Annotated in this window: 33 protein-coding genes; 8 read left to right on the forward strand and 25 right to left on the reverse strand. The window is 37.0% G+C overall.

Annotation, left to right across the window (positions count from 1 at the left end; translation table 11 throughout):
- The first annotated feature begins 1 nt into the window (after position 1).
- Complete coding sequence (locus tag ACFVS2_RS21125) at positions 2-388, forward strand: hypothetical protein (protein WP_390237314.1); 387 nt, start codon at positions 2-4, stop codon at positions 386-388.
- Positions 389-597: 209 nt separating this feature from the next.
- On the opposite strand, the gene ACFVS2_RS21130 is transcribed toward ACFVS2_RS21125, so the two are convergent.
- Genes ACFVS2_RS21130 through ACFVS2_RS21140 form a run of 3 tightly spaced genes read right to left on the reverse strand, consistent with a single transcriptional unit; the run spans position 598 to position 1,809 of the window.
- Entirely contained in the window at positions 598-981 is a 384-nt protein-coding gene (locus tag ACFVS2_RS21130) for a hypothetical protein (RefSeq protein ID WP_390237316.1), read from the reverse strand.
- 28 nt (positions 982-1,009) lie between these two features.
- Positions 1,010-1,492, reverse strand: a complete 483-nt coding sequence (locus tag ACFVS2_RS21135; RefSeq protein WP_390237318.1) for a dihydrofolate reductase — start codon at positions 1,490-1,492, stop codon at positions 1,010-1,012.
- Positions 1,489-1,809 (reverse strand): hypothetical protein, encoded by a 321-nt coding sequence (locus tag ACFVS2_RS21140; RefSeq protein WP_390237319.1) that lies wholly within the window; start codon positions 1,807-1,809, stop codon positions 1,489-1,491. Before ACFVS2_RS21140 ends, ACFVS2_RS21135 begins: the two co-directional genes overlap by 4 nt.
- A 416-nt stretch (positions 1,810-2,225) precedes the next feature.
- Here ACFVS2_RS21140 and ACFVS2_RS21145 point away from each other — a divergent pair, with 416 nt between their 5' ends.
- The 7 genes from ACFVS2_RS21145 to ACFVS2_RS21175 all read left to right on the forward strand — a co-directional run bounded on the left by ACFVS2_RS21145 (position 2,226) and on the right by ACFVS2_RS21175 (position 7,311).
- The gene (locus ACFVS2_RS21145; RefSeq protein ID WP_390237321.1) at positions 2,226-3,245 is read left to right on the forward strand and encodes a ParM/StbA family protein; all 1,020 of its coding nucleotides are present in this window, start codon (positions 2,226-2,228) and stop codon (positions 3,243-3,245) included.
- A gap of 38 nt (positions 3,246-3,283) precedes the next feature.
- Positions 3,284-3,961 (forward strand): hypothetical protein, encoded by a 678-nt coding sequence (locus ACFVS2_RS21150; RefSeq protein WP_390237322.1) that lies wholly within the window; start codon positions 3,284-3,286, stop codon positions 3,959-3,961.
- 174 nt (positions 3,962-4,135) lie between these two features.
- Entirely contained in the window at positions 4,136-4,705 is a 570-nt protein-coding gene (locus ACFVS2_RS21155; protein ID WP_390237323.1) for a type II toxin-antitoxin system PemK/MazF family toxin, read from the forward strand.
- 139 nt (positions 4,706-4,844) lie between these two features.
- Positions 4,845-5,297, forward strand: a complete 453-nt coding sequence (locus ACFVS2_RS21160) for a type II toxin-antitoxin system PemK/MazF family toxin (protein ID WP_390237325.1) — start codon at positions 4,845-4,847, stop codon at positions 5,295-5,297.
- A 119-nt stretch (positions 5,298-5,416) separates the two neighbouring features.
- On the forward strand, positions 5,417-5,950 hold the full coding sequence (locus ACFVS2_RS21165) for a DUF5698 domain-containing protein (RefSeq protein WP_390237327.1): 534 nt from the start codon (positions 5,417-5,419) through the stop codon (positions 5,948-5,950).
- Between the two features lie 140 nt (positions 5,951-6,090).
- Positions 6,091-6,960 carry a YitT family protein gene (locus ACFVS2_RS21170; protein ID WP_390237329.1) on the forward strand — a complete coding sequence of 290 codons (870 nt, stop codon included), beginning with the start codon at positions 6,091-6,093 and terminating at the stop codon, positions 6,958-6,960.
- 21 nt (positions 6,961-6,981) lie between these two features.
- A complete protein-coding gene (locus ACFVS2_RS21175; protein ID WP_390237330.1) occupies positions 6,982-7,311 on the forward strand; it encodes a hypothetical protein in 330 nt (109 codons plus the stop codon).
- Between the two features lie 113 nt (positions 7,312-7,424).
- Here ACFVS2_RS21175 and ACFVS2_RS21180 read toward each other — a convergent pair whose 3' ends face one another.
- The 22 genes from ACFVS2_RS21180 to dnaE form a co-directional block, all read right to left on the reverse strand.
- Positions 7,425-7,886 (reverse strand): hypothetical protein, encoded by a 462-nt coding sequence (locus ACFVS2_RS21180; protein WP_390237331.1) that lies wholly within the window; start codon positions 7,884-7,886, stop codon positions 7,425-7,427.
- A 162-nt stretch (positions 7,887-8,048) separates the two neighbouring features.
- On the reverse strand, positions 8,049-8,564 hold the full coding sequence (locus tag ACFVS2_RS21185) for a transglycosylase SLT domain-containing protein (protein WP_390237332.1): 516 nt from the start codon (positions 8,562-8,564) through the stop codon (positions 8,049-8,051).
- A 214-nt stretch (positions 8,565-8,778) separates the two neighbouring features.
- Positions 8,779-9,369 carry a hypothetical protein gene (locus ACFVS2_RS21190; RefSeq protein ID WP_390237334.1) on the reverse strand — a complete coding sequence of 197 codons (591 nt, stop codon included), beginning with the start codon at positions 9,367-9,369 and terminating at the stop codon, positions 8,779-8,781.
- Positions 9,370-9,386: 17 nt separating this feature from the next.
- Entirely contained in the window at positions 9,387-9,563 is a 177-nt protein-coding gene (locus ACFVS2_RS21195) for a hypothetical protein (RefSeq protein ID WP_390237335.1), read from the reverse strand.
- A 158-nt stretch (positions 9,564-9,721) separates the two neighbouring features.
- On the reverse strand, positions 9,722-9,919 hold the full coding sequence (locus ACFVS2_RS21200) for a hypothetical protein (protein ID WP_390237336.1): 198 nt from the start codon (positions 9,917-9,919) through the stop codon (positions 9,722-9,724).
- Between the two features lie 229 nt (positions 9,920-10,148).
- The gene (locus ACFVS2_RS21205; RefSeq protein WP_390237337.1) at positions 10,149-10,826 is read right to left on the reverse strand and encodes an HD-GYP domain-containing protein; all 678 of its coding nucleotides are present in this window, start codon (positions 10,824-10,826) and stop codon (positions 10,149-10,151) included.
- Positions 10,827-10,942: 116 nt separating this feature from the next.
- Positions 10,943-11,374: a hypothetical protein gene (locus tag ACFVS2_RS21210; protein ID WP_390237338.1), complete on the reverse strand. Its 432-nt coding sequence runs from the start codon at positions 11,372-11,374 to the stop codon at positions 10,943-10,945.
- A gap of 208 nt (positions 11,375-11,582) precedes the next feature.
- Complete coding sequence (locus ACFVS2_RS21215) at positions 11,583-12,053, reverse strand: CYTH domain-containing protein (RefSeq protein ID WP_390237340.1); 471 nt, start codon at positions 12,051-12,053, stop codon at positions 11,583-11,585.
- A gap of 18 nt (positions 12,054-12,071) precedes the next feature.
- Positions 12,072-12,704 (reverse strand): TraX family protein, encoded by a 633-nt coding sequence (locus ACFVS2_RS21220; RefSeq protein WP_390237342.1) that lies wholly within the window; start codon positions 12,702-12,704, stop codon positions 12,072-12,074.
- A 78-nt stretch (positions 12,705-12,782) separates the two neighbouring features.
- Positions 12,783-12,986, reverse strand: a complete 204-nt coding sequence (locus ACFVS2_RS21225; RefSeq protein ID WP_390237344.1) for a hypothetical protein — start codon at positions 12,984-12,986, stop codon at positions 12,783-12,785.
- A 229-nt stretch (positions 12,987-13,215) separates the two neighbouring features.
- Positions 13,216-13,527 (reverse strand): hypothetical protein, encoded by a 312-nt coding sequence (locus tag ACFVS2_RS21230; RefSeq protein WP_390237345.1) that lies wholly within the window; start codon positions 13,525-13,527, stop codon positions 13,216-13,218.
- A gap of 396 nt (positions 13,528-13,923) precedes the next feature.
- Entirely contained in the window at positions 13,924-14,226 is a 303-nt protein-coding gene (locus tag ACFVS2_RS21235) for a hypothetical protein (protein ID WP_390237346.1), read from the reverse strand.
- Between the two features lie 636 nt (positions 14,227-14,862).
- Positions 14,863-15,501, reverse strand: a complete 639-nt coding sequence (locus tag ACFVS2_RS21240) for a hypothetical protein (RefSeq protein WP_390237347.1) — start codon at positions 15,499-15,501, stop codon at positions 14,863-14,865.
- Between the two features lie 14 nt (positions 15,502-15,515).
- Positions 15,516-15,668, reverse strand: a complete 153-nt coding sequence (locus ACFVS2_RS21245; protein ID WP_390237348.1) for a hypothetical protein — start codon at positions 15,666-15,668, stop codon at positions 15,516-15,518.
- A 217-nt stretch (positions 15,669-15,885) separates the two neighbouring features.
- The gene (locus tag ACFVS2_RS21250; RefSeq protein ID WP_390237350.1) at positions 15,886-16,308 is read right to left on the reverse strand and encodes a hypothetical protein; all 423 of its coding nucleotides are present in this window, start codon (positions 16,306-16,308) and stop codon (positions 15,886-15,888) included.
- 172 nt (positions 16,309-16,480) lie between these two features.
- Positions 16,481-17,749 carry a glutathionylspermidine synthase family protein gene (locus ACFVS2_RS21255; protein ID WP_390237353.1) on the reverse strand — a complete coding sequence of 423 codons (1,269 nt, stop codon included), beginning with the start codon at positions 17,747-17,749 and terminating at the stop codon, positions 16,481-16,483.
- Positions 17,750-18,166: 417 nt separating this feature from the next.
- Positions 18,167-18,337: a hypothetical protein gene (locus ACFVS2_RS21260; protein ID WP_390237356.1), complete on the reverse strand. Its 171-nt coding sequence runs from the start codon at positions 18,335-18,337 to the stop codon at positions 18,167-18,169.
- A 35-nt stretch (positions 18,338-18,372) separates the two neighbouring features.
- Positions 18,373-18,666 carry a hypothetical protein gene (locus ACFVS2_RS21265; protein ID WP_390237359.1) on the reverse strand — a complete coding sequence of 98 codons (294 nt, stop codon included), beginning with the start codon at positions 18,664-18,666 and terminating at the stop codon, positions 18,373-18,375.
- Between the two features lie 60 nt (positions 18,667-18,726).
- Positions 18,727-19,515 (reverse strand): hypothetical protein, encoded by a 789-nt coding sequence (locus tag ACFVS2_RS21270; RefSeq protein WP_390237362.1) that lies wholly within the window; start codon positions 19,513-19,515, stop codon positions 18,727-18,729.
- Positions 19,516-19,562: 47 nt separating this feature from the next.
- Entirely contained in the window at positions 19,563-19,775 is a 213-nt protein-coding gene (locus tag ACFVS2_RS21275) for a hypothetical protein (RefSeq protein WP_390237364.1), read from the reverse strand.
- 17 nt (positions 19,776-19,792) lie between these two features.
- Positions 19,793-20,362 (reverse strand): hypothetical protein, encoded by a 570-nt coding sequence (locus ACFVS2_RS21280; RefSeq protein ID WP_390237365.1) that lies wholly within the window; start codon positions 20,360-20,362, stop codon positions 19,793-19,795.
- Positions 20,363-20,536: 174 nt separating this feature from the next.
- On the reverse strand, positions 20,537-24,469 hold the full coding sequence (gene dnaE, locus ACFVS2_RS21285) for a DNA polymerase III subunit alpha (RefSeq protein ID WP_390237367.1): 3,933 nt from the start codon (positions 24,467-24,469) through the stop codon (positions 20,537-20,539).
- Positions 24,470-24,558 lie beyond the last annotated feature (89 nt).

Genomic DNA, 24,558 nt, shown 5'->3' on the forward strand with positions numbered 1-24,558 from the left:
TATGACAACCTATGGATATGGTGGAACAGAAGAGGCGTTATATCTGAAAGCCTATGAATTAGCGAAATCAGGAAAGGCAACATTGTTATTTAGCTTTGAGTCCGATAAGACAAAGCTTTACAAAATTCTCGCATCACATATACTACAAATACCCATTAAAGATGTCACGCTTGAAAAAATAACTGAACTAAAAGAGAAAATTCTAAGTGAAGGTGATTTACCATTTACTTTTGTTGACGTTGCAAGCATGCCTTTAGATGAAATCAGTGAAACAATTGGGCGCAACAAAGCGAACAAAAACATAACAGAGGTTGTATTTGATCGTATTGACGACCAATTAGCCATCGATAATATCGCGAAAAAATTAGGGATTAACGCTCATTATTGATTTACACCATGATGTAATAACAACAGAAGCAACCACAACGGTTGCTTCTTGCTTATTCTATGAATGAGAAACCTAACTGCTTTCACCACCTTTAATTAGGCTACGGGTCTTGGAAGCTTTATCCGCAGGGTTACAGGTTTGTTTCCCGCCTACTATTAACCCTTGTTCGGCGGTTTCAACTCATTGAGAAATAACATTGGAGAAACACACTACTTTAATGGACGGATTTTGGAATAAGACATCCCTTTTCCGATGGCTCCATAAACAATCTCATTTTTATAAGGTTTCAGTTGCATCTCCAACAAGACTCTCATTGCATCTTTACTTCTCAGTTCTCCAACGAAAATAGGGTGATTCGGCTTATTGCATTCGAAATCGATTCCTGATGAAAGCAATCGATATTCTTCTTCAGGATCAATGACAGTAATAGAACCTCCATTGCGCAATTCATGTTGCGGAGACATCAATGAACCCGTAACTCCCACACCAAATCCTGATCTTACAGTTTCCACCAAATCACCATTTGGTTCAAGAATATTTTTATTAAACTTCTCCTTACTTGTTGGGATCAGTAAACATTCACTCATTCCCATATTATATTTCCCCTCTCTTTCTCTGCGCTTACCTCTCATACACATGATAGAAGTAAGTATACGGATTATATTCGTCTGTTATACCTTGAATCGGTGGATGCTCTTTCCACATACTTAAATCAAGATTTGGAAAAAAGGTGTCCCCTTTAAAGCTGTGATGAATACGAGTCAAATAAATCTTATCTACATAAGGAAGATAAATTTTGTATATCTCGGCTCCACCAAAAATAAAAACTTCTTCTTCCCCACTGGTTAAGAAAAAGAGATCCTCCATCGCATGAATGACTTCACACCCTTCTGCCTTATAGGAAGGATCTCTGGTAAGGACAATGTTGCGTCTACCAGGCAAAGGCATTCCAATTGATTCATAATTTTTTCTTCCTAACACAATTGAAGATCCCATCGTTTTTTCTTTAACATATTTTAATTCCCTTGGCAATTTCCAAGGAAGCCCATTATTCTTCCCAATAACTCCATTCTCATCAACTGCGGCTATAATGGATAACTTCATGCTACTTTATCCTCTTGATCTATCACACTCACATCAATTTGAAGCTGATTTGCGATAAATTTTCCAACTTGATCGGAAAGAGTTGAAGAAACACGCTCACGAAAACCAAAAAGCAACGTGCCTCCATCTGTCAAACCTTCTCGAATCAATCTTTCCACGTAGGATTTTACACAGACATCAATATAATCCTGTTTTTCTCCCACAATCCGATTCACTTCTTCACGAACTGTTTCTCGAATTATAGCTCGAATCTCTTCCTTGGTAATTTGGGCCTCATTGTGTATGAAGTTTTTCACTTCTTTATAGCTGCTATGCATAAAACCTATTCACCCCCTTCTTATACAAATTGAACCATCGTAATCACTGATGTGGTCAACATGCAAATCAGCATGATGTAAATCAATGCTTTTTGCCATTTTACTTTTTTCTTTTTATTTTTGTTTGAATTTTCCATGTTTCACTCTCCTATTTTCCAAAATAATTGTCATTTTGTTCTCTACTTTTTCTTACGATAACAATATCAAAAACAAGAAAAAACACCTTACTTGTCGTATGGCGTTCGACGTTGTTCGACTATTCATAACATCTTATGCAATTCATCTTATAATACACATCTAATATTCATAAATTTGTTGCCTATGAATTATGCCTATGTTAAGATTAAGAAGGTTGTTAGAGAACTTGCTATGAAAAGCAAGTGGAAATAAAACAAGTTGTAAGGAGAGGAAAGATCATGGCAAATTCCGCAAAAACAAAGAGAAATATTATCGCAGTAGACAGTGGAAAATACAAAACGAAGGGTGTTCGCTATGAAAACGGCAAGCCCATCAAACGTTTTGAAGCATCTACAAAAATTAATCCTACTACAGAAAAAGCATCAACGTCTCGCTCTTCCTATGTCGTAACTCTTAATGGTCAAGCATCGATGATTGGTGGATTGGCTGGAGAGTACAACTATGACACATCCAAAGCACAAGAAGTTCATCGTCGAGCTACATACCTTGCTGTAAGTGAATTAGCAGATGATCAAAACACCCCAATCGTTCTCGGTATTGGTTGCCCACTTTCGGTATGGTTTAACACTCAGTTGAGAATGGATTATATGCGCTTCATGCTGAACCTGCCAGAAGGCGATCAACGCGATCCAAACGAAGGGGATTTCCATATTGAATTCGAAGTAGATGGCAATAATTTCAAATACAATATTGAGCATCTCATTGTTTACCCTGAAACTTCCGGATTTTTGATTAAAAACGAGGAAAAATACGCTGGTCGGAGCATTGCAGTTGTTGACATTGGCGGTTTGAACGTAAATGGAGTTGTCTATCAACCTACAGGTGAAGACGGCATTTTGGAGCCAAACGAAGACACCTACTTCACTCTTAACAAAGGTGGAAATGTCTTCATGACAGAGCTTGCAAAAGTTTTGAATACTCGCTTTGGAACTAATATTCAAGTCTATGAAATGAATGAACATTTTAAACGTGGGTATATCAAAGTCAACAAAGAAGAATCTGCTAAAATCATAAAAGAATTTACGGATGCCTATCTTGATGAGATCCGCCACAAAATGAAGGCACATAGCTGGAGCGTAGAAACACTCGATTTCGCTTGGGTTGGTGGAGGCAGTTTACTCTTCAAAGGACACATTCTCGCAATCCCAGTTTTCTCCGATTCTGAGATTAGCGACAATGCTGTATGGGATAATGCTGAAGGGTTTGCACTGGCAACAGAAGATGCAATTGAAGAATAATCTAATCATAAAATTCTGCTTACAGGGAGGTGTAACCTGTGGCTCGTAGTAAACAAACCACAAGTGAAGACGGTAAGCGTCAAGGCAACCGAAGAACCTTCTCTGTAAGCAAAGGTTTTTCTGATGTCCATAAAATCTTGGATGAGCTACCTGACAATGAAATGTCACGCTTTGTTTGTGAAGCGATTCGACATTATGACAAGGTAAAAAATAATCCAAATTGGATGACCGAACAAATGCAGCACATCTTACAGACGCAAGCACAATTACAACAAATGATTGCTGGTTTTGGGAATGCGGCTTTTCCAAACCAGCCGTCCCCTTCTCAGCCAATCTACCAACAACAATATGGGGTTTCCACACAACAGGTTCAAATGCCGTTGACAATGCAAATGCCTTACCCTATGCATATGTATCCACCACCGTCTGAACCCATAACTCCTACTCAAGAATCATCACTTACCACAGTGGAGCATGAAGAAATTACAAGTGCCCAGGAAGTGATTGAGCAGTCAATGAAACAAGTGTCTGTGGGTGATAGTGAGGTTACTGGAGATTCTGAGGCTCAGGCTGTAGAGCAAGATCAACGCTTTAATAAACAAGTAGATCATTCACCAGAAAAGACGGAAGAACCAGCTATCAATGCTCCTCGAAGAACGAGATCAGCATTTGCAAAATCATTAGCCCATAAGTCATTGGGAAAAGTTGATAAATGAGAAAAGAGAGTTAGGCATTAAAATTGCTTAACTCTCTTTTCTTTTGCAGAAAAACCTTTATCCCCTCTCCCTTTCGTTATGATGTTCTCTCTCTACGTATAAGATATACTAACCAATTTATATATCTGGTGTTATTAATATATTAACTTGTTGGGTACAGGGAGGAATCATCAAATGATGGATAAAGATCTTTATATGCTTACTGAAAAATTTCAAATACTAATGAGCATTAACGAAGAGGATAAGAAGCGATTTAAAGGCATCGTGTCCTGGGCTGGTCAAATGATGGAGCTAAGTGTAAAAGAAAGGATGTGTAAGGGGATCTTCCCAAAAAGAGGTGAAGTTTGGACGTGTAACTTTGGAGAAAATGTGGGGAGCGAAATCAATGGCATTCGACCCGCTCTTATTCTTCAACTCGATCAAGGGAATCTGTATGGAAACACAACAATCGTCGCTCCTATTACCAATCGTGAAGAACGTCTACCTACACAAGTCACTATTCATTCCGATGATGTCTTGTATGTCGAAACCGAATTGTCTGGGACTGTCGTTTTAGAACAAATTCGATTAGTTTCGAAAGCCCGTCTTGGAAGAAAAATTGCCAATTTGTCCGATTCGGCAATGAGTAGAGTGGAAAAAGCACTATTGCTTGCATTAGGTTATTCAGAAGACATGTTTACTATGTTGGAAATGATTAAGGAAGAGCAAGAACGATTGCAAGTAATGGCATCAAAAAGTGCATAAGCAACACTAAGTAGAGATAACTTTTGTTTCTCTACTCTTTTTTTGATTCATTTTATGAATTGAACGCCTGCCGCATAATATAGAACATTCTTTTATAGATATGGCGTTGTAAAACATTTCTTTCAGGAGGGATTTATTTATGTCTCAAACCGTTTATCAGGCTCAAAAGTATCGCACTGAAATGCTCGTCGCTTCAACTGGAGATCGGGTTAAAAACATCATGAAGGAAAACAAAAAAAGAAAAATTACTCCATACAGAGGGCAAGTATGGACGTGTGACTTTGGTCAAAATGTGGGTGGAGAGATTAATGGTATACGCCCTTGCCTCGTTATTCAATACAACGATGCGAATAGGCTGTCTCGGAACACAATTGTGCTTCCTCTTGACACTTCGAATGATTACCCTGGAGCCATTTACGTACCTTTGGAAGAAGGAGATGTCATATCATTAGGAGGTTATCTGAAAGGCTATGTCATTGTGGATCAAGTGCAAGTGATTTCAAAAGCAAGGCTTGGTCGAAGAATTGCTAAGCTTTCTGATAACGCTATGAATAAAATTGGAGAAGCTATGCGGAAGGTCTTGGATGTTTAACAGCATTAATAAGAAGAGAAAGAGGATTGGTTTCTTTCCTCTTTCTCTTCTTATTATACCGCAACGATAATCAGCGAATTATCGATGAAATATAGAGAAAAGGAGAAAGTAAAAGTATTATGGATTTATTATTAATTTTAGAACTGGTGGGCGTTGTTGCTATCAACGTACTTAGCAATTCAATCGGAACCTTAAAGACCATTTTTATCTCAAAAAAATATCTAAAACCTGCCTATGTGATTACCTTTTTGGATGCGATTATCTTTGCAACTGCACTAAAACAAATTACTTCTGGTAATGGTGTAGAATTCTTGATCGCATTTGCTATTGGTAAAGTGTTTGGTGTATACGTCGCAGATGTAATTGAAACAAGAATGGCTTTAGGCATTTTAGAGACGGAAATTTTCCTGAATGACAAGGAGCGAATGATTGATGTTGCCGATGTCCTTCGAGATAAGGGGTATACAGTTAATACCTCTATCTCTTACGGATACAAAGGAATGAAAAGATACCGAATCGAGGTTACACTTCTTCGGAAAGAGTTCTCCGTGTTAGAAAACGTTCTTAACGATTTTGACATTAAGGATCCAACCATGCAAGTCAAAGACATTTCAAATGTGCGTGGGAAGATATCGGTTAGCAGTGCTGGGTAACAAGAGGCTGGAGAGGAAACTATCTCTCTTGCCTTTTTGTTTGTAAGACACTATCAAGCATGTTTACCTCCCCCACTTGATCATATATTTTATAAAATATGGGTAACAGAAAAACAGACATGAATACAGGAGGATGAAAAATGGTAGACAAAAAGCACAATGGACTCTCCGTTTTGACGATTATTCAGCGCATAATTGCAATTACGATTGGTGGACTATTGATGTCGGTAGGATTGAATGTATTTTTAATTCCTAACCAAGTATTTGATGGTGGCATTGCAGGTGTTTCGATTATTATGTCGCATCTTACAGGAATTGGTTTGGGACTCTTTCTCTTCATACTACACATTCCGTTTGTTTATATTGGATATAAGCAAATAGGTAAGACTTTTGCAATGTCTACAGCATACGGAATCTCGGTTCTTTCGATCAGTACGGCATTTATGCACGGTGTAGAGCCATTCACACATGATGTGTTGCTTGCAACTGTATTTGGAGGAATTATAGGCGGCGTGGGCGTCGGAATTGCCATTCGTTATGGCGGATGCTTAGATGGGGTAGAAATTTTAGCGATTCTTTTCAACAAGAAGCTACCTTTCTCGGTTGGTGAGATTATCATGTTTATCAATTTGTTCATTTTAGGAAGTGGTGGATTTGTCTTTGGGTGGGATCGTGCTATGTACTCACTTATTGCCTACTTTATTGCGTTTAAGGTTATTGATGTTGTCGTTGAAGGTTTTGATGAAATGAAGTCCGCCTGGATTATCAGTGATCACCACGAAGAAATGAAAGAAGCGATTATGCATCGTTTAGGACGAGGAACGACTTACCTAAATGGTGAAGGTGGATTTTCAGGCGATGGTAAAAAGATTCTGATCTGTTATATTGCTCGACTTGAAGAAGCCAAACTAAAAACCATCATTGACGAAATTGATGAAAATGCTTTACTTGCGATTTCTCATGTCAGTGAGTTACGCGGCGCAAACTTTAAGAAAAATGACATTCACTAATGCTAAAGGAGCGATTGTTTTATGGATATCGGTAGGCAAGAAATACGAGACTTTGTTATAAAGACATTTAATAACCCCAAGGTAAAAGCTATACGTGCTTCTCATGTAGCAAAACATGTCGGGGCTTCTCCTCGGGATATTCAAATCGAATTAGTTGTAATGCACTACGATGGTTTAATTGGAATCCAATACGAGCTGAATTGTACACGTTGTTTCAAAACTCTTGATACAAAGTCTAACTTCACTGAATTCAATTCAGAATATGAATGTATCTGCGGGGAAGAATTAGAGGATATTGATCCTCAACAAATTTTAATGATCTTCACTAATATAGATTCTCTTGCACGTTGATTACGAGTATCATACCGATGAAACAACTAAACATCATACATTACAATACAAAGAAAAGAAAAAGAGGTTGTCCAAGTTATTCGGACAGCCTCTTTTTTTACTCAAATCCACCTTTAGCGAAATAGGATCACTGGAATCCCTTTTTTCGTGACAATGGTTTTTATCACTTCTTCTAAGTCAAAACTTTCATTTCTCTCCGTTCCAGATTGAGATTGCTCTCTGTTTTGTTTATTCAGGATTTCTTGAGCGGCAACTGCAATGTTTTTCCGCATTATTTGGATTTCTTCAATCTTTTGATTGCAAGCTCGTTGCAACAAAGTAAAATCGCGTATGGATCGAGAATGAATCATGTCTTTTACCTTTTTCAGTTCTGTTTCAAAATCCAATCCTCCAAACAGACAAATTACTCTCAATTCTTGAAGAAGATGTTCTGGGATGTTAAACATACTGTCTTTCATCTCTAACTTAGCTAATTCAAGATCATATACGAGATTTTCTTGTTGAAGCTCCAGGATTTTATCCTCATTTTTCAATTTTGACAGTAACAGTTCCTCACGATTTATCAACTTATTCATTATTACTTCCTCCCTAAATATTAATCCATTACAGGACACCTATTTTGTAAATTCAATTTATCTTATACAGTAAGTGCATTACTTAATCACAAGCGACAATCAAAAACGATGATTATTTCTGACAATCTCTTATATATTCACAGTTTTCATTGTTCTTGCTCTCTATTCTTTGGCCTTTTTCATCCATTGTTTAATAGACTCCAAGGACTGGTCATGTTTTAGTATATACTTGGTGGCTTTACCTGTTTCTTTATATCCGCCTTCACCTTTGTTGTAGGCACTAAGCACTGCTTCTTTCAACTCTCTACCTTTTAATCCTTTCTTAGCGTATTTTTGGTAGAGGTCGGATAGCATGTAGGTTCCCCAATTGATATTAATATAAGGATCCAACGGTTTATTCTCTGTCTTCAAGGTTTTAGCCATAGAAGCATGATTTACTTTGTTAATCTGAAAGTAACCGTAATTTCCTTTTTCAACAGCATCTGACTGAAAAGAGCTTTCGTGAAAAATAGTTGCCAACGTTTCTTCATAATCTAACCCTCGTTCGCTTACCATTTTAAATAGATATTCTTGTTCTCTTTTTGGCATCGGGATATCCTGAACGTATTGAAATGAATAAGTGTTCTTTGCTGCTCCCGTAAGTGGAAAAAAACCTCCTACGGCTATTACAATTGCCATACAATAGGCAATCCACCTTATCAATATCAATCTTCTTTGTTTTCTGTTCATCGCTTCTCCTTTCATTCACCCATTTCATTGCCACCATATTTATATCAGATGTTACGTTTTGTAACTTGCAACCTACATGTAACGAGCACTGCTAAAAACAATTCTCGTATGTAGACAAAGAAAGAGAGGTTTTAAACCCTCTCTCGTCTTTCGAAAGGATTAGTTAGGCGATTTGATACAGCTCACCAAACGTCATTTCGTAATATGTCTCTTCATTCTTGGTTACTTTATATCTGTCTTTCTTCACTTTTGAAAATTTTTCTGAAAGAAGTTTTTGCATTTCCATAAAATCATTAACAGGTTTTTCTTTTCTCCCTTGTTCATTTAGGAAATACATCAAACCTTTCTCAAATTTAATAGAATACTCTCCGCATTCCAAAATTGTGATCGAAGTAAAATAATACGGACAATCTTTAATCCCCGTTTCAAATACATAAATCTTTTCTTTCCCCGTCTTCAAAGCTTGTGTATATTTACGCAACCGATCCAAAATATCGTTCTTTGTATTCAATGCTTGCTCATAAAAAGAATCATTCATGCCACGAAGCAAGATGTATACTCTTTTACTACCTTCTTGACGAATTTCGATAGCTTTCTTTTCTTCGTTTAGCACAAAATGAAGGTTGGGGAATCTATTAAATTCGCTACAAAATAAGAACATTAATTCTCTTTGATCATTTAAGTATGGGCGTGTAAATATTACCTTTTTGTCATTTTGCCCTGTTAGTTTAAAGTCTTGTGTAAGTAAAGACAACGGTAGCCCTCCTCTACTTATGCTCTTATTTTGAGTTCATCGTTTTTGCAGCGGTTATAAAGACGCCGATACATTTTTACCCTTCTTACCCAATTCTCATCTCCAACTTCCTGCACGTACCCACTTTTATAGATAAGCGCTGCTCCTGCTCGTATAGCCAACTCCTTCAATGCTTCTTCTGTGACTTTCCACATGCACGACACTCCTTCTCTTTAACGGGAAAGGTCTTTTCATCTGCGAGAGATCCTTGCACCTGTTTCATCGATTTATTTATTTCATTCTATTCAATTCTCCCCGTTTTTAAGCGTTTGAACAGGAGATGAAGAAGCATGCCTAATTGTTCTTACCAATCTTACATTGGACGCAATTGATCCCGTGTACCCTCTACAATATCCACTTCATTGCCTTCGCTCTTTTTCTTATTTGTGCAGATTTCGACTTTATATACACCATTTGAAATGGACTTAATCGTTCCAGGGTATTCTTGATTCTTTCCGTATTGGAAGTATACATAGTCACCTACACCCAATTCCTTTAACATTTGACCCATTCTTTTTCAACTCCTCTTTAGTATATTTTATCATTTTCGTTGTCTATAGTCAACGCTCTGCCCTCTTTGCTAACTTCCTTGTAATCTCATTGTTCATTCTTCTTTTAAAAAAAATAGATCCTGAACAAAAAAGAGGAGTGATTTCTCACCCCTCCTTTTTTATCTCCTGCTTGTTCTTTTTTATATGAAAAAAATAGGTTCGTATTCAAAGATACGAACCTATTCAGGGTTAAGCGATTATGAAGTAGTTTGATCCATTATCGTCTGTTTTCCAGACTTCACGAATGAATTGAAGAAATTCTTGACCTAAGACTTCATCAAATTGTGTGCCTAAACCTTCTTGAATACACGCCAAAGCATATTCTTCGGTCATACTCGGCTTATAGCAACGCTTTGATGTAATCGCGTCATACACATCACAACATGCTACAAGTTTCGCATATGGATGAATCTGATCCCCAGAAATTCCGTACGGATAACCCATTCCATCGATCCGCTCGTGATGTTGAATAACAATCGATAGCATTTCTTCCGACAATGAAGGATATTCTTCTTTTAAGAATTGATAGCCTTTTTGTACATGCATGATGAATACGTCAAGATCTTCATCAGTTAGCGCGTTCTCCGTTTCGGGTAGAAGACCTGTCATTAGAAATTCATAACCCCAATTGGTATGTTTCTTAATTACTTCAAAATCCTCTTTTGTTAATTGCTCTACTTTAAACAAAATATTCTTTGGAACAAATAACTTTCCAATATCATGTAAGAGTGATCCTGTTCGAATAATGGATACTTCTCTTGCCGAATATCCCAAGTAATAAGCAAAACCCGTAGCCAACTCCATCACTCTTAATGTATGTTCATACACTTCGGGATAGCGTCCTAATAGGCTTTCAATATTCTCCATTCAACCACTCTCTCCGATTAGTCTAAGAATTTTATACTTTATAGTAGATAACGATTCCTTTATTATCCTCTATCATTCAAAACAGATATGTCATACGAACTTTCTCTCATATTAAATTACCAAGCACCTTTTATAGCATCTACAAACGTTGGAATTTGAATGCTTTTCATTTTGAGTAGGACTACTCGAACACTCTCCCACCCAATAAACACAATGATTGCTCCCCCGACAGCAAATCCAATCGTCTTTAATAACGTCATCGCGATCTCTCCATGAACGAAGTAAACAGCAATTCCAAGAATCAAATAAAAAGTAAGACTTGGCTTTCCAAATTTAAATATCTTCATAAAATATTTCATCCAAGATTTCATTCCTAAAGACTCACTATTCCACTGCTTATATCTACGAATAGCTCCATAAACAGGGGAAACACATATAAAAGTCACTACCAAGTATGGCAAAACTTCAAGTGCCAAGGATACTCCGAATGCTACAGTAGCTCCCAATATAAATAGTCCAATTACATAAAAAATCGCATTTCTCATCATAATTACACTCTCCCTGTATTGATCTGTCCTTTTCAATTCCAACCTGGCAATCTTTTTTCTTTTTTAAACGTAAATGCTATACATTCCCCTTTCTTTTGTAATCTAATAGATTATAGATATTTACCTGTTATGCTAATCAGACACAATAAAAATCATTACATTCGATGCTGACAACAGAAAAAAGTATCGGATTTCTCCGATACTTCGATTATTGAATCTCTTTCCAAAGGATTTGATTTTTGTAACACTTGTCCCCTGTTAATTCAGTGCTGAGCCATTCTGGTTTGACAAACGCTTTCGCCTCTTCCTCTGAGTCAAACTCAATTTCAACAACCTTCAAATCAAGATGATGACTATTTACATAAATATCGATCTCACAATGAAAACCACACGATTCTATCATATAGCGGTATTTTACCAAAGGAGTTTTCTGTGAACTCATCAACAACTGTTCATACGTTTTTTCAGTGATTTCTTTCTCATATTCCTCTCTTACTAAACCGATTCCACATTTCATCGTAATAAAGAACGATGTTTTGCCAGAAGTGATTACTTTACGTACTCGAATTTCTTCTTCGCCGATTGCCAAATAGGTTTGATGGATAACTTGAGATTTCAAGATTTTCATGCCAGTAGGAAGATAGCCAAGCAGATATTTACGTTCAATCTCTTTTTTCATTTCAATCATCCTTTCATGTTACTTTATGAGCAATGAGATAATTAATATCGTTGTTAAGTGAACGGGATAGAACCAATAATAAACGTATCTATTCAGTCTGATCTTCCACCAATCATGGGGCACGTAAAGAACAAACACGATTCCTACAATTGCAAAAAGCTGTATCCAAGCTCCTGTATACCAGGAATAGCAGATAGTTGCTACAGATAGTAGTAAACAAGCTATATGTTTTCTATCTGCGAACCAATAGAACAGCGGGGCAAGCAAAACACCATAAAATCCATAGTCGAAATCAAAAAGGAATACAATTAACGCAAAGACACCGATGTTTCGTATCCTTGTCTTGATCATAGCCAATGAGAGGAGCAATACAAAAAGTATGTTTAAAGTAGTTGTGTCCCACAAAATCATATATGGAATTTGCGATACGAGAGCAAACCCCCATAGTCGTAGCGCATACTTTCCTGAGTTGGAAGTATATCTTGCACCCTGTGCTAATTGAAAAGCAAAAATCGGAAAAGCGAGCCTACCAATTATCCGAAATAGTATTATATCTGGAAAAAATGCCCCGCCGATATGATCAATAACCATACTAATAATGGCAAGTATTTTAAGAAAGTCACTTCCCTTTGTCCCTATTGAATCACGCAAATTCCCCCTCCTCTCTCAACATTCATTTCACAAGAAAAGGGAGCCTCCATGCCTGAAGTCATCCCTTTCTGATACTATTTACTCTTCATAATCGTCATCATTTTCGTTATCCCAACGATGAGATTTCTTACCTCCAGAACGACTCTTTTTATTACTCTGGTTTTCACCTTTGAGTTTTTCTCGCTCTTTTGATTCTCGACGTTTTCGGTGAAGCGTTTTTTCCTTCTCTTTTTCGGCAAGCTCATCTGATTCCAAGAATTCTTCGCTAATGTTCAGTGACATTTCTATACACTCCTTTGAGATAATTTCCTTTGGTGCAGGGATATAATAACACAGTCAACATTTTATACAACATTGTTTATTGTCTATGATGTTCGAGTAATTTCTCGCTTTTTTAAAATATAAAACCTCCCTCGCTATGATTCTGTTTTATCATAGTGAGCAGAGGTTATTTTCATGCTGTTATGTAAGTTCTTACGAGTCGAAAAGAGAGACTCGTAAGTAATTGCTGTTAGATCACATTCAAAATGTTCTTCATAGTTGGATACATCTCATTCATCGGAACGGATCGAGGAATGTGAGTGATAGGTTGTCCTTTCTCATCTTTAAATTGTACTTGTCCCCCAACAAAATACATAAACAAACGAGAAAAATCACCTTGTTGATTACGATATTTCCCTTTCACAACCACTACATCTTGTCTTCCATCAACCAATTCATGTTCCCAATGACGACGGATGAGTGTTTCAACAATTGAAGGAATGTCAATCTTTACAGCTTGTTCCTTTTTACCAAAGAACTTCCCAAAAATATTTCCTAACATATAAAAGTCCTCCCTTAATATAAAATGAAGTCTACGCTTCGCCTATTTTTTCAAAAGATATTAAATTATAGATAGAAGTGATTATGCTTATTCATGGACAGCAAAAACCCCATACCTAAATTTGGGGTATGGGGGTAGAAGGTTATCAAAAAGATGGTTTAAAAAAAAATACGTAAATATAGGCTTCTTCTCTGTTCGAAAGAATCCCCCATCTCTTTAGGTCGCAGGAGTGTTCAATCGATGCATAGATGCTTACTCTTTACCCAATCTGTTCTCTTGGACATATTCCTCCATTCTATATATCTTCATAAACGAGAGCTTTTTAATACCAACACTCTGGATTAATAACATGTGGCTTCTTATTAGAAAATTGCTTCAAGCTTCAAACCACTCATCCTAATTGTCAATGTTCTTCTCTTTTTCAACCGAAGCAACAATCCCTTCAACAGATGGATCATCAGATAATCCATGCTTCTCCAAATACAATTGATACAACAACCGAAATGCTTCAATTGCTTTATTTGTTCCAACCGATCCGTCACTACACTCTTCAGCATCTTCTAATTGCGTTTTCCAAAAATAGGCGTCTACATTACGATCACGCCCTGCAACGAACTCCGTTCCTAAGAATTGAAGCCTGGTCAATGCAATTTCAAGTCCAACTTTATTTTGGAATCGTATCTTCCATTTCGAGAACATGGGGTTTAGTCTCCTTCCGATGGAACATTGATCAAAAGGAGTTGATTGGAATGGGAGGTTGGATAATAAGGATAAATAAATCTCTCGACGTTTTCATAAGTCATTCTGATAGACATAGTTACCTCCGACACTAATAGGATTTACTTCATTTTTACCAATAACTACCGATCCATCAGTTTATGAGAAAAAAATCCTCTTCTAACACATAAACAATGGGACGCTCAGGCGTGAAGTGAATCAATACGCTATACGAAGGAGAATCTTCTTCCTAATCGTCAGCTTCTAACTTCTTCATTACCCGTATATTTTTCACTTCCATCTTACGTTCGTAAGAGTCTTGTTTTTTATCGCGTCTAAATATCCTATCGAACATATAAAATCTCCTTTTTCTTGTTCTTTATGGTCGTCGATCTGATGTTATGACAGTAATTACAGGATCAATACCTGATTCATAAGCCTTTATCACTTTAGAGGTCTTTCTCGACATTTTCTTAGGTAGAAAGGGTGAAAGCTTTTCTTTTATTCGATGCCCCACTCCATAATCCATCCAACAAACAATCCCGATCAAAACAAGGAAATAGACAACCAACCATAACAATTCAAACACTATACACACCCCCTCATTTCATTTTTGTGTTACTTTCTTGATTGATTCAGCCAATTCTCAATTTGATTTACCACTGAAACGCCATCAATCCATTTTTCTATACCTGTGTTTTTTAACTTTGGAGCTATGTTGAAGTCAATAGCTACCATCACATCATCTTGTTTCGCATCCTTAAAATGAACAAAATCAATTGCATAAAGTGGATAGTCTGGTTCGGTAGTAAGAAATCCAGGATCAGCTTCTTCAATTTCAATGCTTTTGGTGTTTACTATCGAACTCCATTCATCGCTTTGGTATTTCAATAGGTAAGCAAGTTGTCCAATTCGTAGATACCGATAACTAACACCTTTATCAGATGCAGAATATAAAGACATATGTTTTTGTGAATGGTTATGCAATGCTTCACGAAAAGACATTACGCTCTTTTTCCCTCCGCTATGCGTTGTTATATTCTCATAAACAACCACTGCTTGTTCCCGCTTACACTTCCGAAGAAACTTCTTTACTTGCCCAAAAGCAGGTGTAACCAAACCATACTTTCTAAGCAATTCAAACACTTGCTTGCGAGTTGGTTCTTTTTCTGAAAGTCGTTGAAATTCTATATCCCCGTCCTTACTAAAATACGCGTCATAATAATCTTCAAAATCAGTTATCAATTTTACTGTCACTACAAAACACCTCTCTAATCCCGTTTCATTTCACGCCTTTGCATCGCTTCATGAAGTTGAATAAAATACTCAAGTGTATAATCTTCTAAAAATGGATTATCCTTGTCTTTCACCCGATAATCTGCGTCACAAATCGCTTTAATAAATGTATAGTAGTATGGTTTCATGTTTTTGATAGCTCCCTTTTCTGTTTTATATTCCATGTATCTTATCAATCATTTCTCATTCAGAGACATGAACTTGATAGAGAATTATGTGTTTCTAATCTGAAGTACATTGACTATAGGCAATATGTTAATTTTAATCGCTTTTAGTGTATATTTCAATCCCAAACCACCAAACAAAAAAAGAAGCAAGCTTTTCAGCTTACTTCATATCACCAAATCAAAAAATGGTCTGGTATTCAGGTTTATACACGACAATGTTTGGCAAGTAAACTCTCGCATTGTAGATCCCAGCATTTACTCCATGTCCTAAATCTTTAGGAACAGTCTGAAACTCAATGTAACCTTCATTCTTAGGAAGTTCCATAGCTGTTTCTATCCAATACGTTATAGTTTCAAGTTTACCTTCATCTGCGTAGATAACTACTAATGGGGTTCGAATCTCTTTTGACTCGCGTGTATATCTCGTTTCCCCAATTGTTCCTCGATTTCTCTTATCAATAAGATTTGGATTTACATTGAAAAAAGTAATAGCTGTTCGCTCTATGGGCAAAGATTCAATGTAAGGTTTTGCAACAGTCTGTCTCCATTCATTAATTTTCGCATGGTAGAGTTTATTAGAAAACTTCTCAGAGTCGACCATTTCATGAATTCCTATAACTGGTAAACAATGAGTACAATGATAATAAATATCATCATTCCCCTACTCATTTGTAAAAACGGATAAACTATTGGACTTTGAATACTTTGCCCAAGTTCTATTACTTTCTCAATACTCAATGCATTACACCTTCCCGTTCAATGGCTTTCAAAGTTTATTCCACTGCAACCCCCATGAACATCGATAGATTCCCAGTGATGCGCTCACCTACTCGAAGAAATAAGCCTGCGGGTTCACCCCCAATTATATGTGAGCCGAACAACAATTTTCCATCATAATGTCCATCCCAGGTTCCAATTTCTTGATCAGGCATTTCTATATACTGTTGATAAATCTTGCGCTGAGTATAGTAGTAATCTGTGCGATCTTCCTCTATATGATTACCTTCTACTATTGAGACACCTCCACCTTCACGCCCCCAAATAGGCTTACTTACATATGGTATTCCACTCTCTTTAAAAGGAGTTTCATTGAAATACGTCGGCAAGAAATACATCTTAATCCATTCTTGTTCTTCGACTGTATAATAATTTAGATCAGACTCCCGCAATTCCCAAATCAATGCCAGAATTGCTTTTGACTGTATCATAAAAGCACTTGGGGGATTAATCAGTTTCACATTTCCAGAAGCAACATGTTCAAAAAATAGATGCCCAATTTTTTTCCCCTTCGCATCAACATCTTCATCCAAGTATTCTAAAGGATAGAGTCGATAAAGAAATTCAATTTTTTCACCTTTTGTAGAGTATAGTCCTGACTCAGAAACAATAATGTCTTCGATTCCAATATACTCTGTCGGTTGATTCAAGCAGTGTTTTAAATTGAAATGGACGGTTTGTCTATCTTCCTCGTGCCATTCATAAGAAGTGTAAAAAACTTTATCTGATGGCTTTAGCCCATACTCTCGTTTGATTCTTTCCCACGCACGTATCAATTTCTCTTCAATACTGTTTGGATGAGAAATATTATGTGCTTTGCAGATCACACGATTTGCAACGGATGGTTCCACTAAACCAGTAGGCGTATCAACATTTGCTTCGATGAGTTTAATTTCATCCTTTGAAACAACAAGATCATATCGAGAGAAATAACTAAAAATTTCATTAGAATTAGACGCCCACACTGCCTCCCATGAAGAAATGGGAAGGTTTAACTTGAAAAATAGATTCCGATTGTTGGCTACGATATGCCATGTCTTTTGTAACACGGACGTAATTCGGTTCGTAGCCAACATAATACGTTCCCATTCTGCTTTTTGCATGGTGTATAAGGAAGGGGACATATACTGATTCCATTCTTCATTTTCAAGAAGAGAACTCCACGTAAAACCCTCTTTCTCCATCACTGAAACCAATTCAAACCATGTTCTCATATAAGATTCCTGTTCAAAAGTCGTATATAACTCTTTACGATTTTTCACCATGACATGTATTCCTCCTTAACTATTTAGAAAAAAAAGGCAAAACGGGATTATGAACCCGCTCCGCCTCCTTTTATACCACCAATTCCCTGGGAGCCGCTTACTGCACCGACAGATGAAGAGGAAGTCTTTGATCCAGTAGATCCTACGAACGCTCCACTTCCCGACGTAGTTCCTCTCTTTCTATCATCATCGTCCTCATCGTGCATTGAACCTGGATTCCCTCCACATCCAGTTAGCAAACCAACACTCAATCCAAGAGTTGTTGCCATGGCTACAAATTTTTTATGGGACATTTTCATAGCGTTTCATTCCTTTCGTTTTATTGTATATAAACAGTATATTATATAGTATTGCATATAGTCTATGTTTAGTTATTGTGGTTCTTAGGAACTTCGTTAGTATTTCAGATTGAGTAGTTCATATTTTTGCCTTTTTAATAAAACGAGCTGCTTTTGCATAATCGATTAAACCCTCTTGATCAAAACCACATAAATCAAGGAGCCTATTCCAAGCCTTCTTTCTAAGTCTCTTCCGATTCCCATACAAGCTTATTTTCGCATATTTTAACATTTTCTTTTTATTAACCATTAAACCCTCTCCTCTACGACTAATACGTTATTTAATCATTTAAGCTCACCTTCATGTTTATCAATTAAAATGACAATGCTTATCGGGATTGCAATCGCCATAACTAACAAAATATCCTCTTCTCCCGATAAATTGAGAAAGAGTAAAACTATTATCATCCACATTACTTGCTTACGAATAAGGTGTTGTAACTCTTGAAACCATCGATACACTAATGCTCTATTTTCAAAGGCAATGACCATTGGCGTGAACAGTAATAAAAATAACAAAACGATTGGTCGAAACGGAAAGAGGATTGTGTCTTTCAATACTCCCCAAAATTTTTTCATTGTTTTCTCCTTTTCAAAAAAGGATAGGCACGATGCCTACCCTCTTGTGCTTTACACCATTTATTTATCCCATGATATTTCATCGATAAGAGTATCAAAGTTTATAGCTTTCAGCATTTCTTCGTCTTGCACCCACTCACGATATTCCTCTACCAATCCAGAATGATGTTTCATTAATCGTTTCAATGTTGCTCGACATGCTTCGTAATCATCAGCAGGAAGAATAATATCCCTGAAAGGTTTGTCATCCTTCCTCAATCGTAAATAGAAAAAACATTCAAGAAAACTCCCGAAATCAATGCAATGTTGATTCTCTACTTTTTTATACCACTTCGATGAATACTCTTCCCGAACTGCATTCGTACTTTTTCGATACTCAGCTTCTTTTGATTGAAAGTAAGCTAAATCATTTTTAATAGCGTCTATCGCACCTTTTTGGAAAAAGCTAAATTCAACTTGTTTCATTTTTTCCAGAGTTAATCTGTGTTCAACTTTTATATCTGAAAAATCATTTGCGGTTGAAATCGTTAGTTCATTGCCATGGTAGTCATAAACAGGGCAGTTTACTTGCTCATCTGTTAGACTATCAACTTCTACGGTTTCAACAAATGCTCCATCTTTAACGATCCAAACATCCGTGTTATCAAAATAATAATCATAGACCATAAAACTTTCTGGATATTGGTAATAAAGAGTCTTCAATGGCAATTCATCACCTGGTATAAAACTTCTCAATTGCCCCCCGCTATGCCAATATGTACTTTCCTCTTTCTTCTCTTTATTACGATTAAAAATTGGAAGATAAAATATCTTTACCTGTTCTTCGCCTAAAAAATCATACATTCCCATTTTTATTCCCCTCTACTAAGATCATTGACCATATGCCCTATTGACATCTATACTTCTTCTGGGGCGCCCCCTGTTCTCCATAGTCTTCCGAGTAACGATAGGAGCATCCCTGCTAACAAGAATAAAATCGTTGCAATCAATTTGTTTAAAGCTGTTCCCCCAAACAGAACCGAATACATCCCATACAACCCAAACAGGGGTGTTACGATTATGCTGAATATGACGAATCCAATGCCAAAGTCTTTTAATGACGACTTCATCAAGATATGCCTCCTTTTCAATTGCTAAAAGTTAAGTCACTTGTTTTCTTGGTTAATTCAAGTTGTTCCTCTTGTTCCTTGATAATCGAGAACCAAGAGTTTTCAGAGCTTAAAAACTTTGTAATCTTTTCAGCTTCGGATGCATTATTTATAAATATAGAAACCTCTCCTTTTGGTTCAGATAAATCAAGAATTGAAATTTTGTGATCATCATTTAGATTAACTTTTTCTCCCTTTTTAGAACCTGTTACATACACAAAAGAAGAACCCTGTCGTTCAACAGCATCAAGTTCATAACTGTAACCTATAAAAAAACGTACAATCTTAAACGAATAATACTTATTTTCTCCAAATAATGGACTTTGTTTATTATTCACGTATTTATAAGCAACAGATTTAGGATATTCATCTTTATCTAATATCTCAATATCTCTTACGAACTCAACGATTTGTGTGGAACCATATCGCTCTTCTAACCAATTGGCTTGATTAATGTCTCTCACCATGACATAAACAAATATTCCCACGATAAATGGTGGCAATAATAAGACTATTATCATCGCGAAAATATCCTCTATTTTTTTCATTGCTTCTTTCCTCCTGTCATTGTACACTTCATTATCTTCCTCCGAAGTTAAATCAATTTCTCTACATCTATCAATATCCGCATCCAAGAATGTAGTTTATAGTAAGTATATTGTTTTATCTTGTCTATAGTCAATAAAAAACAGCGAGATTTACTTCTCGCTGCCCCTCTTGTATTAGTGATATACTACTTTAACGTTATTCCCAAACATATCTTGTAACTTTGAGAAGTTAGCAAAATTCAGATTCAAACTGTCGTTTGCTTGGTACTTCTTGTTTTGATACAAGACATACACTGGCAATTCGCCTTTGTTGTCTTTTACGAACTCGAACAATTCTTGTACCTTTGCTTTATTGTCAGACTTTACCCAAATTGCTTTTGGCTTCTCGCTTTTTGCGATCTGTTCGATATCAAACATGTTTCTTACGATAATTTGCGTATCGTAATCATCCACTTTGATTTGCCCTTGAATCATAACCACTTTTCCCTCAACCAATTTGTCATCATTCATCTCAATGCGATCCGAAAAACAAACTGCCTTTAATTCACCTGTTCGATCTTCCAATTGAAACACCCTGATCGGCTTTTGATCTCGTTTCGTATAGAACGTCTTCATCTCAGAGATGACACCAGCAATCTTCACGACTTGTCCATCGTAGTTGTTTGTTTCTTTAACGTTTTGCCCTTCTCCACCTCCATGCTCTTCGTCAACATGTTCTTCATCGTCTTCCTCTTTAATAAATCCAATTTCCAGTACACCTTCACGGATAAAGTAACCTGAATAATCATCTAAAGGATGTTCCGACAAGTAAAAACCCGCATATTCTTTTTCTTTTTCCAATTTGTAATTCTTATTAAATTCACGAAGATCAGGTATCGGAATTTTCTTCAACTCCTGGAACTCCTCAAACATGGAGAACAAATCCATCTGACCGGAATTGTGTAGCTTCTTCTCCTCAGATGCAGAAGCAAGGATCTTATCCAAGACTTCTAATTTTGCATATCTGGTTCCTTCAAAGCTATCCACTGAACCAGAGTACACCATCGCCTCCAGAATCTTTTTATCAATCTTGGAATGCTTTGCCATACGCTCGGCAAGATCTTGGAAATCCTCAAACTCCCCATTTTTCCTTCGCTCATCAATGATGTGTTCAGATGCTTTTCCAAGTCCTTTAATACCTTGCAGTCCAAAACGAATCCGATCTCCGTCCACAGTAAACATCTGACCGGAACGGTTTGAGTCTGGAGGAAGAATTTCGATTTTCATTTTTTTTACAACCGACAAGAAAAGTCTTAATTTATCAGCTTTATTGATATATGAATTCAGAACTGCTGCCATGAATTCAACAGGATAATAGAATTTCAACCATGCTGTTACTGCCGAGAGAACGCTATATGCCCCGGCGTGGCTCTTATTAAAAGCATACCGACCGAATTCTTTCATTTTACTCCAAATCCGTTCGGCTACTTCTTCATCAATTCCATTTTCCTTACTGCCTGCTATGAATTTCTCACCAAGGGGAGCTATCTTATCTTCGATTTTTTTACCAAAAGCCTTACGTACTTCATCTGCCTCTCCCTTAGTGAAATTTGCCAATTCACGAACAATAAACATGCACTGTTCTTGATACACAATTACACCATACGTGAATTCAAGAATACTTTTCAATTTTGGATGATCATACTGGATGTATTCTGGATTTCGTATATTCTTTAGATAATCAGGAATATATTCAAGCGGTCCAGGACGATACAAGCTCACACCTGCAATCAAGCGTTCAAATAACTCCATTGAGCCATCTTTGGTTTGCATAGCATCCGCAAACAATTCCTTCATGAACGAACGCATACCACCCGACTCTAATTGAAATACTCCGTAACTCTCTCCCTTCGCAATATCCTGGTAGACTCTCTTATCATTCAAAGGAATGTCCAAGTAATGAAGAGGGTTTAGATTCTCAGTAATTCTCCGAGGATTTACATTATCCAGTGTCTTTGAAATGACAGTCATTGTTCGGAGTCCTAAGAAGTCCATTTTTAGAATTCCCGCTTCTTCGCACTCTGCCATGTTGAACTGTGATGTCCGTTCTTTAAGCTTCGTTTCTTTGTTTTCCATGAGTATCTCTGGAATATAGTCGCTAATAGAAGATGGTGCAATCAGAATTCCACAGGCGTGCTGGGATGCATGTCGAGGAAGACCTTCGAGCTTCATTGCGATATCTACGATTTTTTTGACATCAGCTTCTGTCTGGTACATTTTTGCAAATTCTGGTGATTCCTTAAATGCTTTTTTGATTGTCATTTTTGGCACAGCTGGAATGGATTTTGCAATTTTCGATGTAAGAGCAACGGGATAATCCAATACCCTACCCACATCTTTAATGACCGCTCTCGCCGCAAGCGTTCCAAAGGTGATGATTTTAGAAACTGCTTCTTCTCCATACTTTTGCCGTACATAATTGATTACTTCTTCACGTCTGTCATCTGGAAAATCAAGGTCAATATCTGGCATCGAGATACGATCAGGATTCAAGAAACGCTCAAACAGCAATCCTAATGGAATAGGATCTAAGTCGGTAATATTCAAACAGTATGCAGTCAATGCACCTACGACAGAACCTCGACCAGGACCAACCAGAATACCGTTTCTCTTTGCATAATCAACGAAATCCCAAACGATCAAGAAGTAACCTGGGAAACCCATCCCTTCGATAACGCTAAGTTCAAAACTCAACCGATCTCGGTATTCATCATTGTCCTTATCCGTGCCATTAAATCTCTTCTTAAATCCTTCCCATGCCAAATGTTTTAAATATTCAATTTCACTTACAAAAGGTAACGGGACACTGAATTTGGGCATGTATACTTTTCCCAATTCCATTTCAAAGCCACTACACTTTTCTGCGATTTCCAATGTATTATTCAGTGCTTCGGGAATATCTTTAAACAATTCTTCAATTTCATCCGCGTGATGCAAATGATAACCCGAACCATCAAATCTCATATGATCAGGGTCGCTCATCTTTTTTCCCGTACCAATACACAACAATACTTCATGGTCATATCCATCATTTTCATCGGTATAATGACTGTCCGTTGTTCCGATTACTTTTAGATCAAGTTCTCTTGACAACTCCATTAGCTGTTGATTTAGAAGTAGTTCCTCTTGAATACCATGACGTTGCAACTCGACATAGTAATCATCCTTACCAAAGATATCGATGTAGGCTTTCGCCACATATTTTGCGTCTTCATACTTATTAGCCAACAATAGCCTTGCTATTTCGCTGCTCATACACGATGTTGTAGAGATAATTCCTTTTCCATATGTCCCCAGCATATCGTAGTTTACATGAGGCTTATAATAGACATTTTCTTGAGAAAGTGATGTTAGCTTGACCAAGTTTTTAAATCCTTCTTGGTTCTTTGCCAACAAAAGCAAGTGATTCCCCTTTTTCTCTCCTTCAATGGTTTCAGCATAAGCTTCAAAGCCTAAAATCGGTAATTTACCTGCTGCTTTCATTTGCTTGTAATACTCCATAACCCCAAACATGGCACCGTGGTCAGTGATCGCCCCAGCATATTCGGTTTTTCGAACGATATCCGAGATTTTACTCCCACCATCAAGAAGACTGTAACCGCTGTGACGATGCAAATCCGCCCAACGAATTATTTGGAGGATGGCAATTCCCTCTTGAATTTTCCGCACAACGGCTTTTCGTTTTCTTCGCTGATCGGTAAAAAGAGCAGAGGCGTGAGAAGCACTAATGATTCCAATCACGATTCCAAGTTTTACGAGTACGATATTCCCTTTTTCGTATTCTACATCATAGAATTCACCTGGCTTTGCTTCTAACCCAACAATCTCAATAAAATAATCATCTAAAATTTGTAGCGTTGCTGTATCATTTTGGTGTTTTTCTACGACAGCCTTTAATTTCGCTCTACCCATAAAAATACAAGAAACATCTTTCCCATCAACAGTTGCCACATGAATTCCGTTCTTTGTAAGGGTGACATTGACACCAACCAGTTCCGCATCATAATAATCACCAGCTTTTGCGTCCAAACCGACAACATCAATCATATGCGCTTTTATTTTACACATCCGCTGTTCCTCCCTTTACACTATAGTCATTATATTTATTTTATTGACTAAAGTCTACAAGATAACCAAGGATCATTTTTTGTGAAGCT

It is taken from the genome of Brevibacillus sp. NPDC058079, from assembly GCF_042885155.1.
GTDB lineage: Bacteria > Bacillota > Bacilli > Brevibacillales > Brevibacillaceae > Brevibacillus.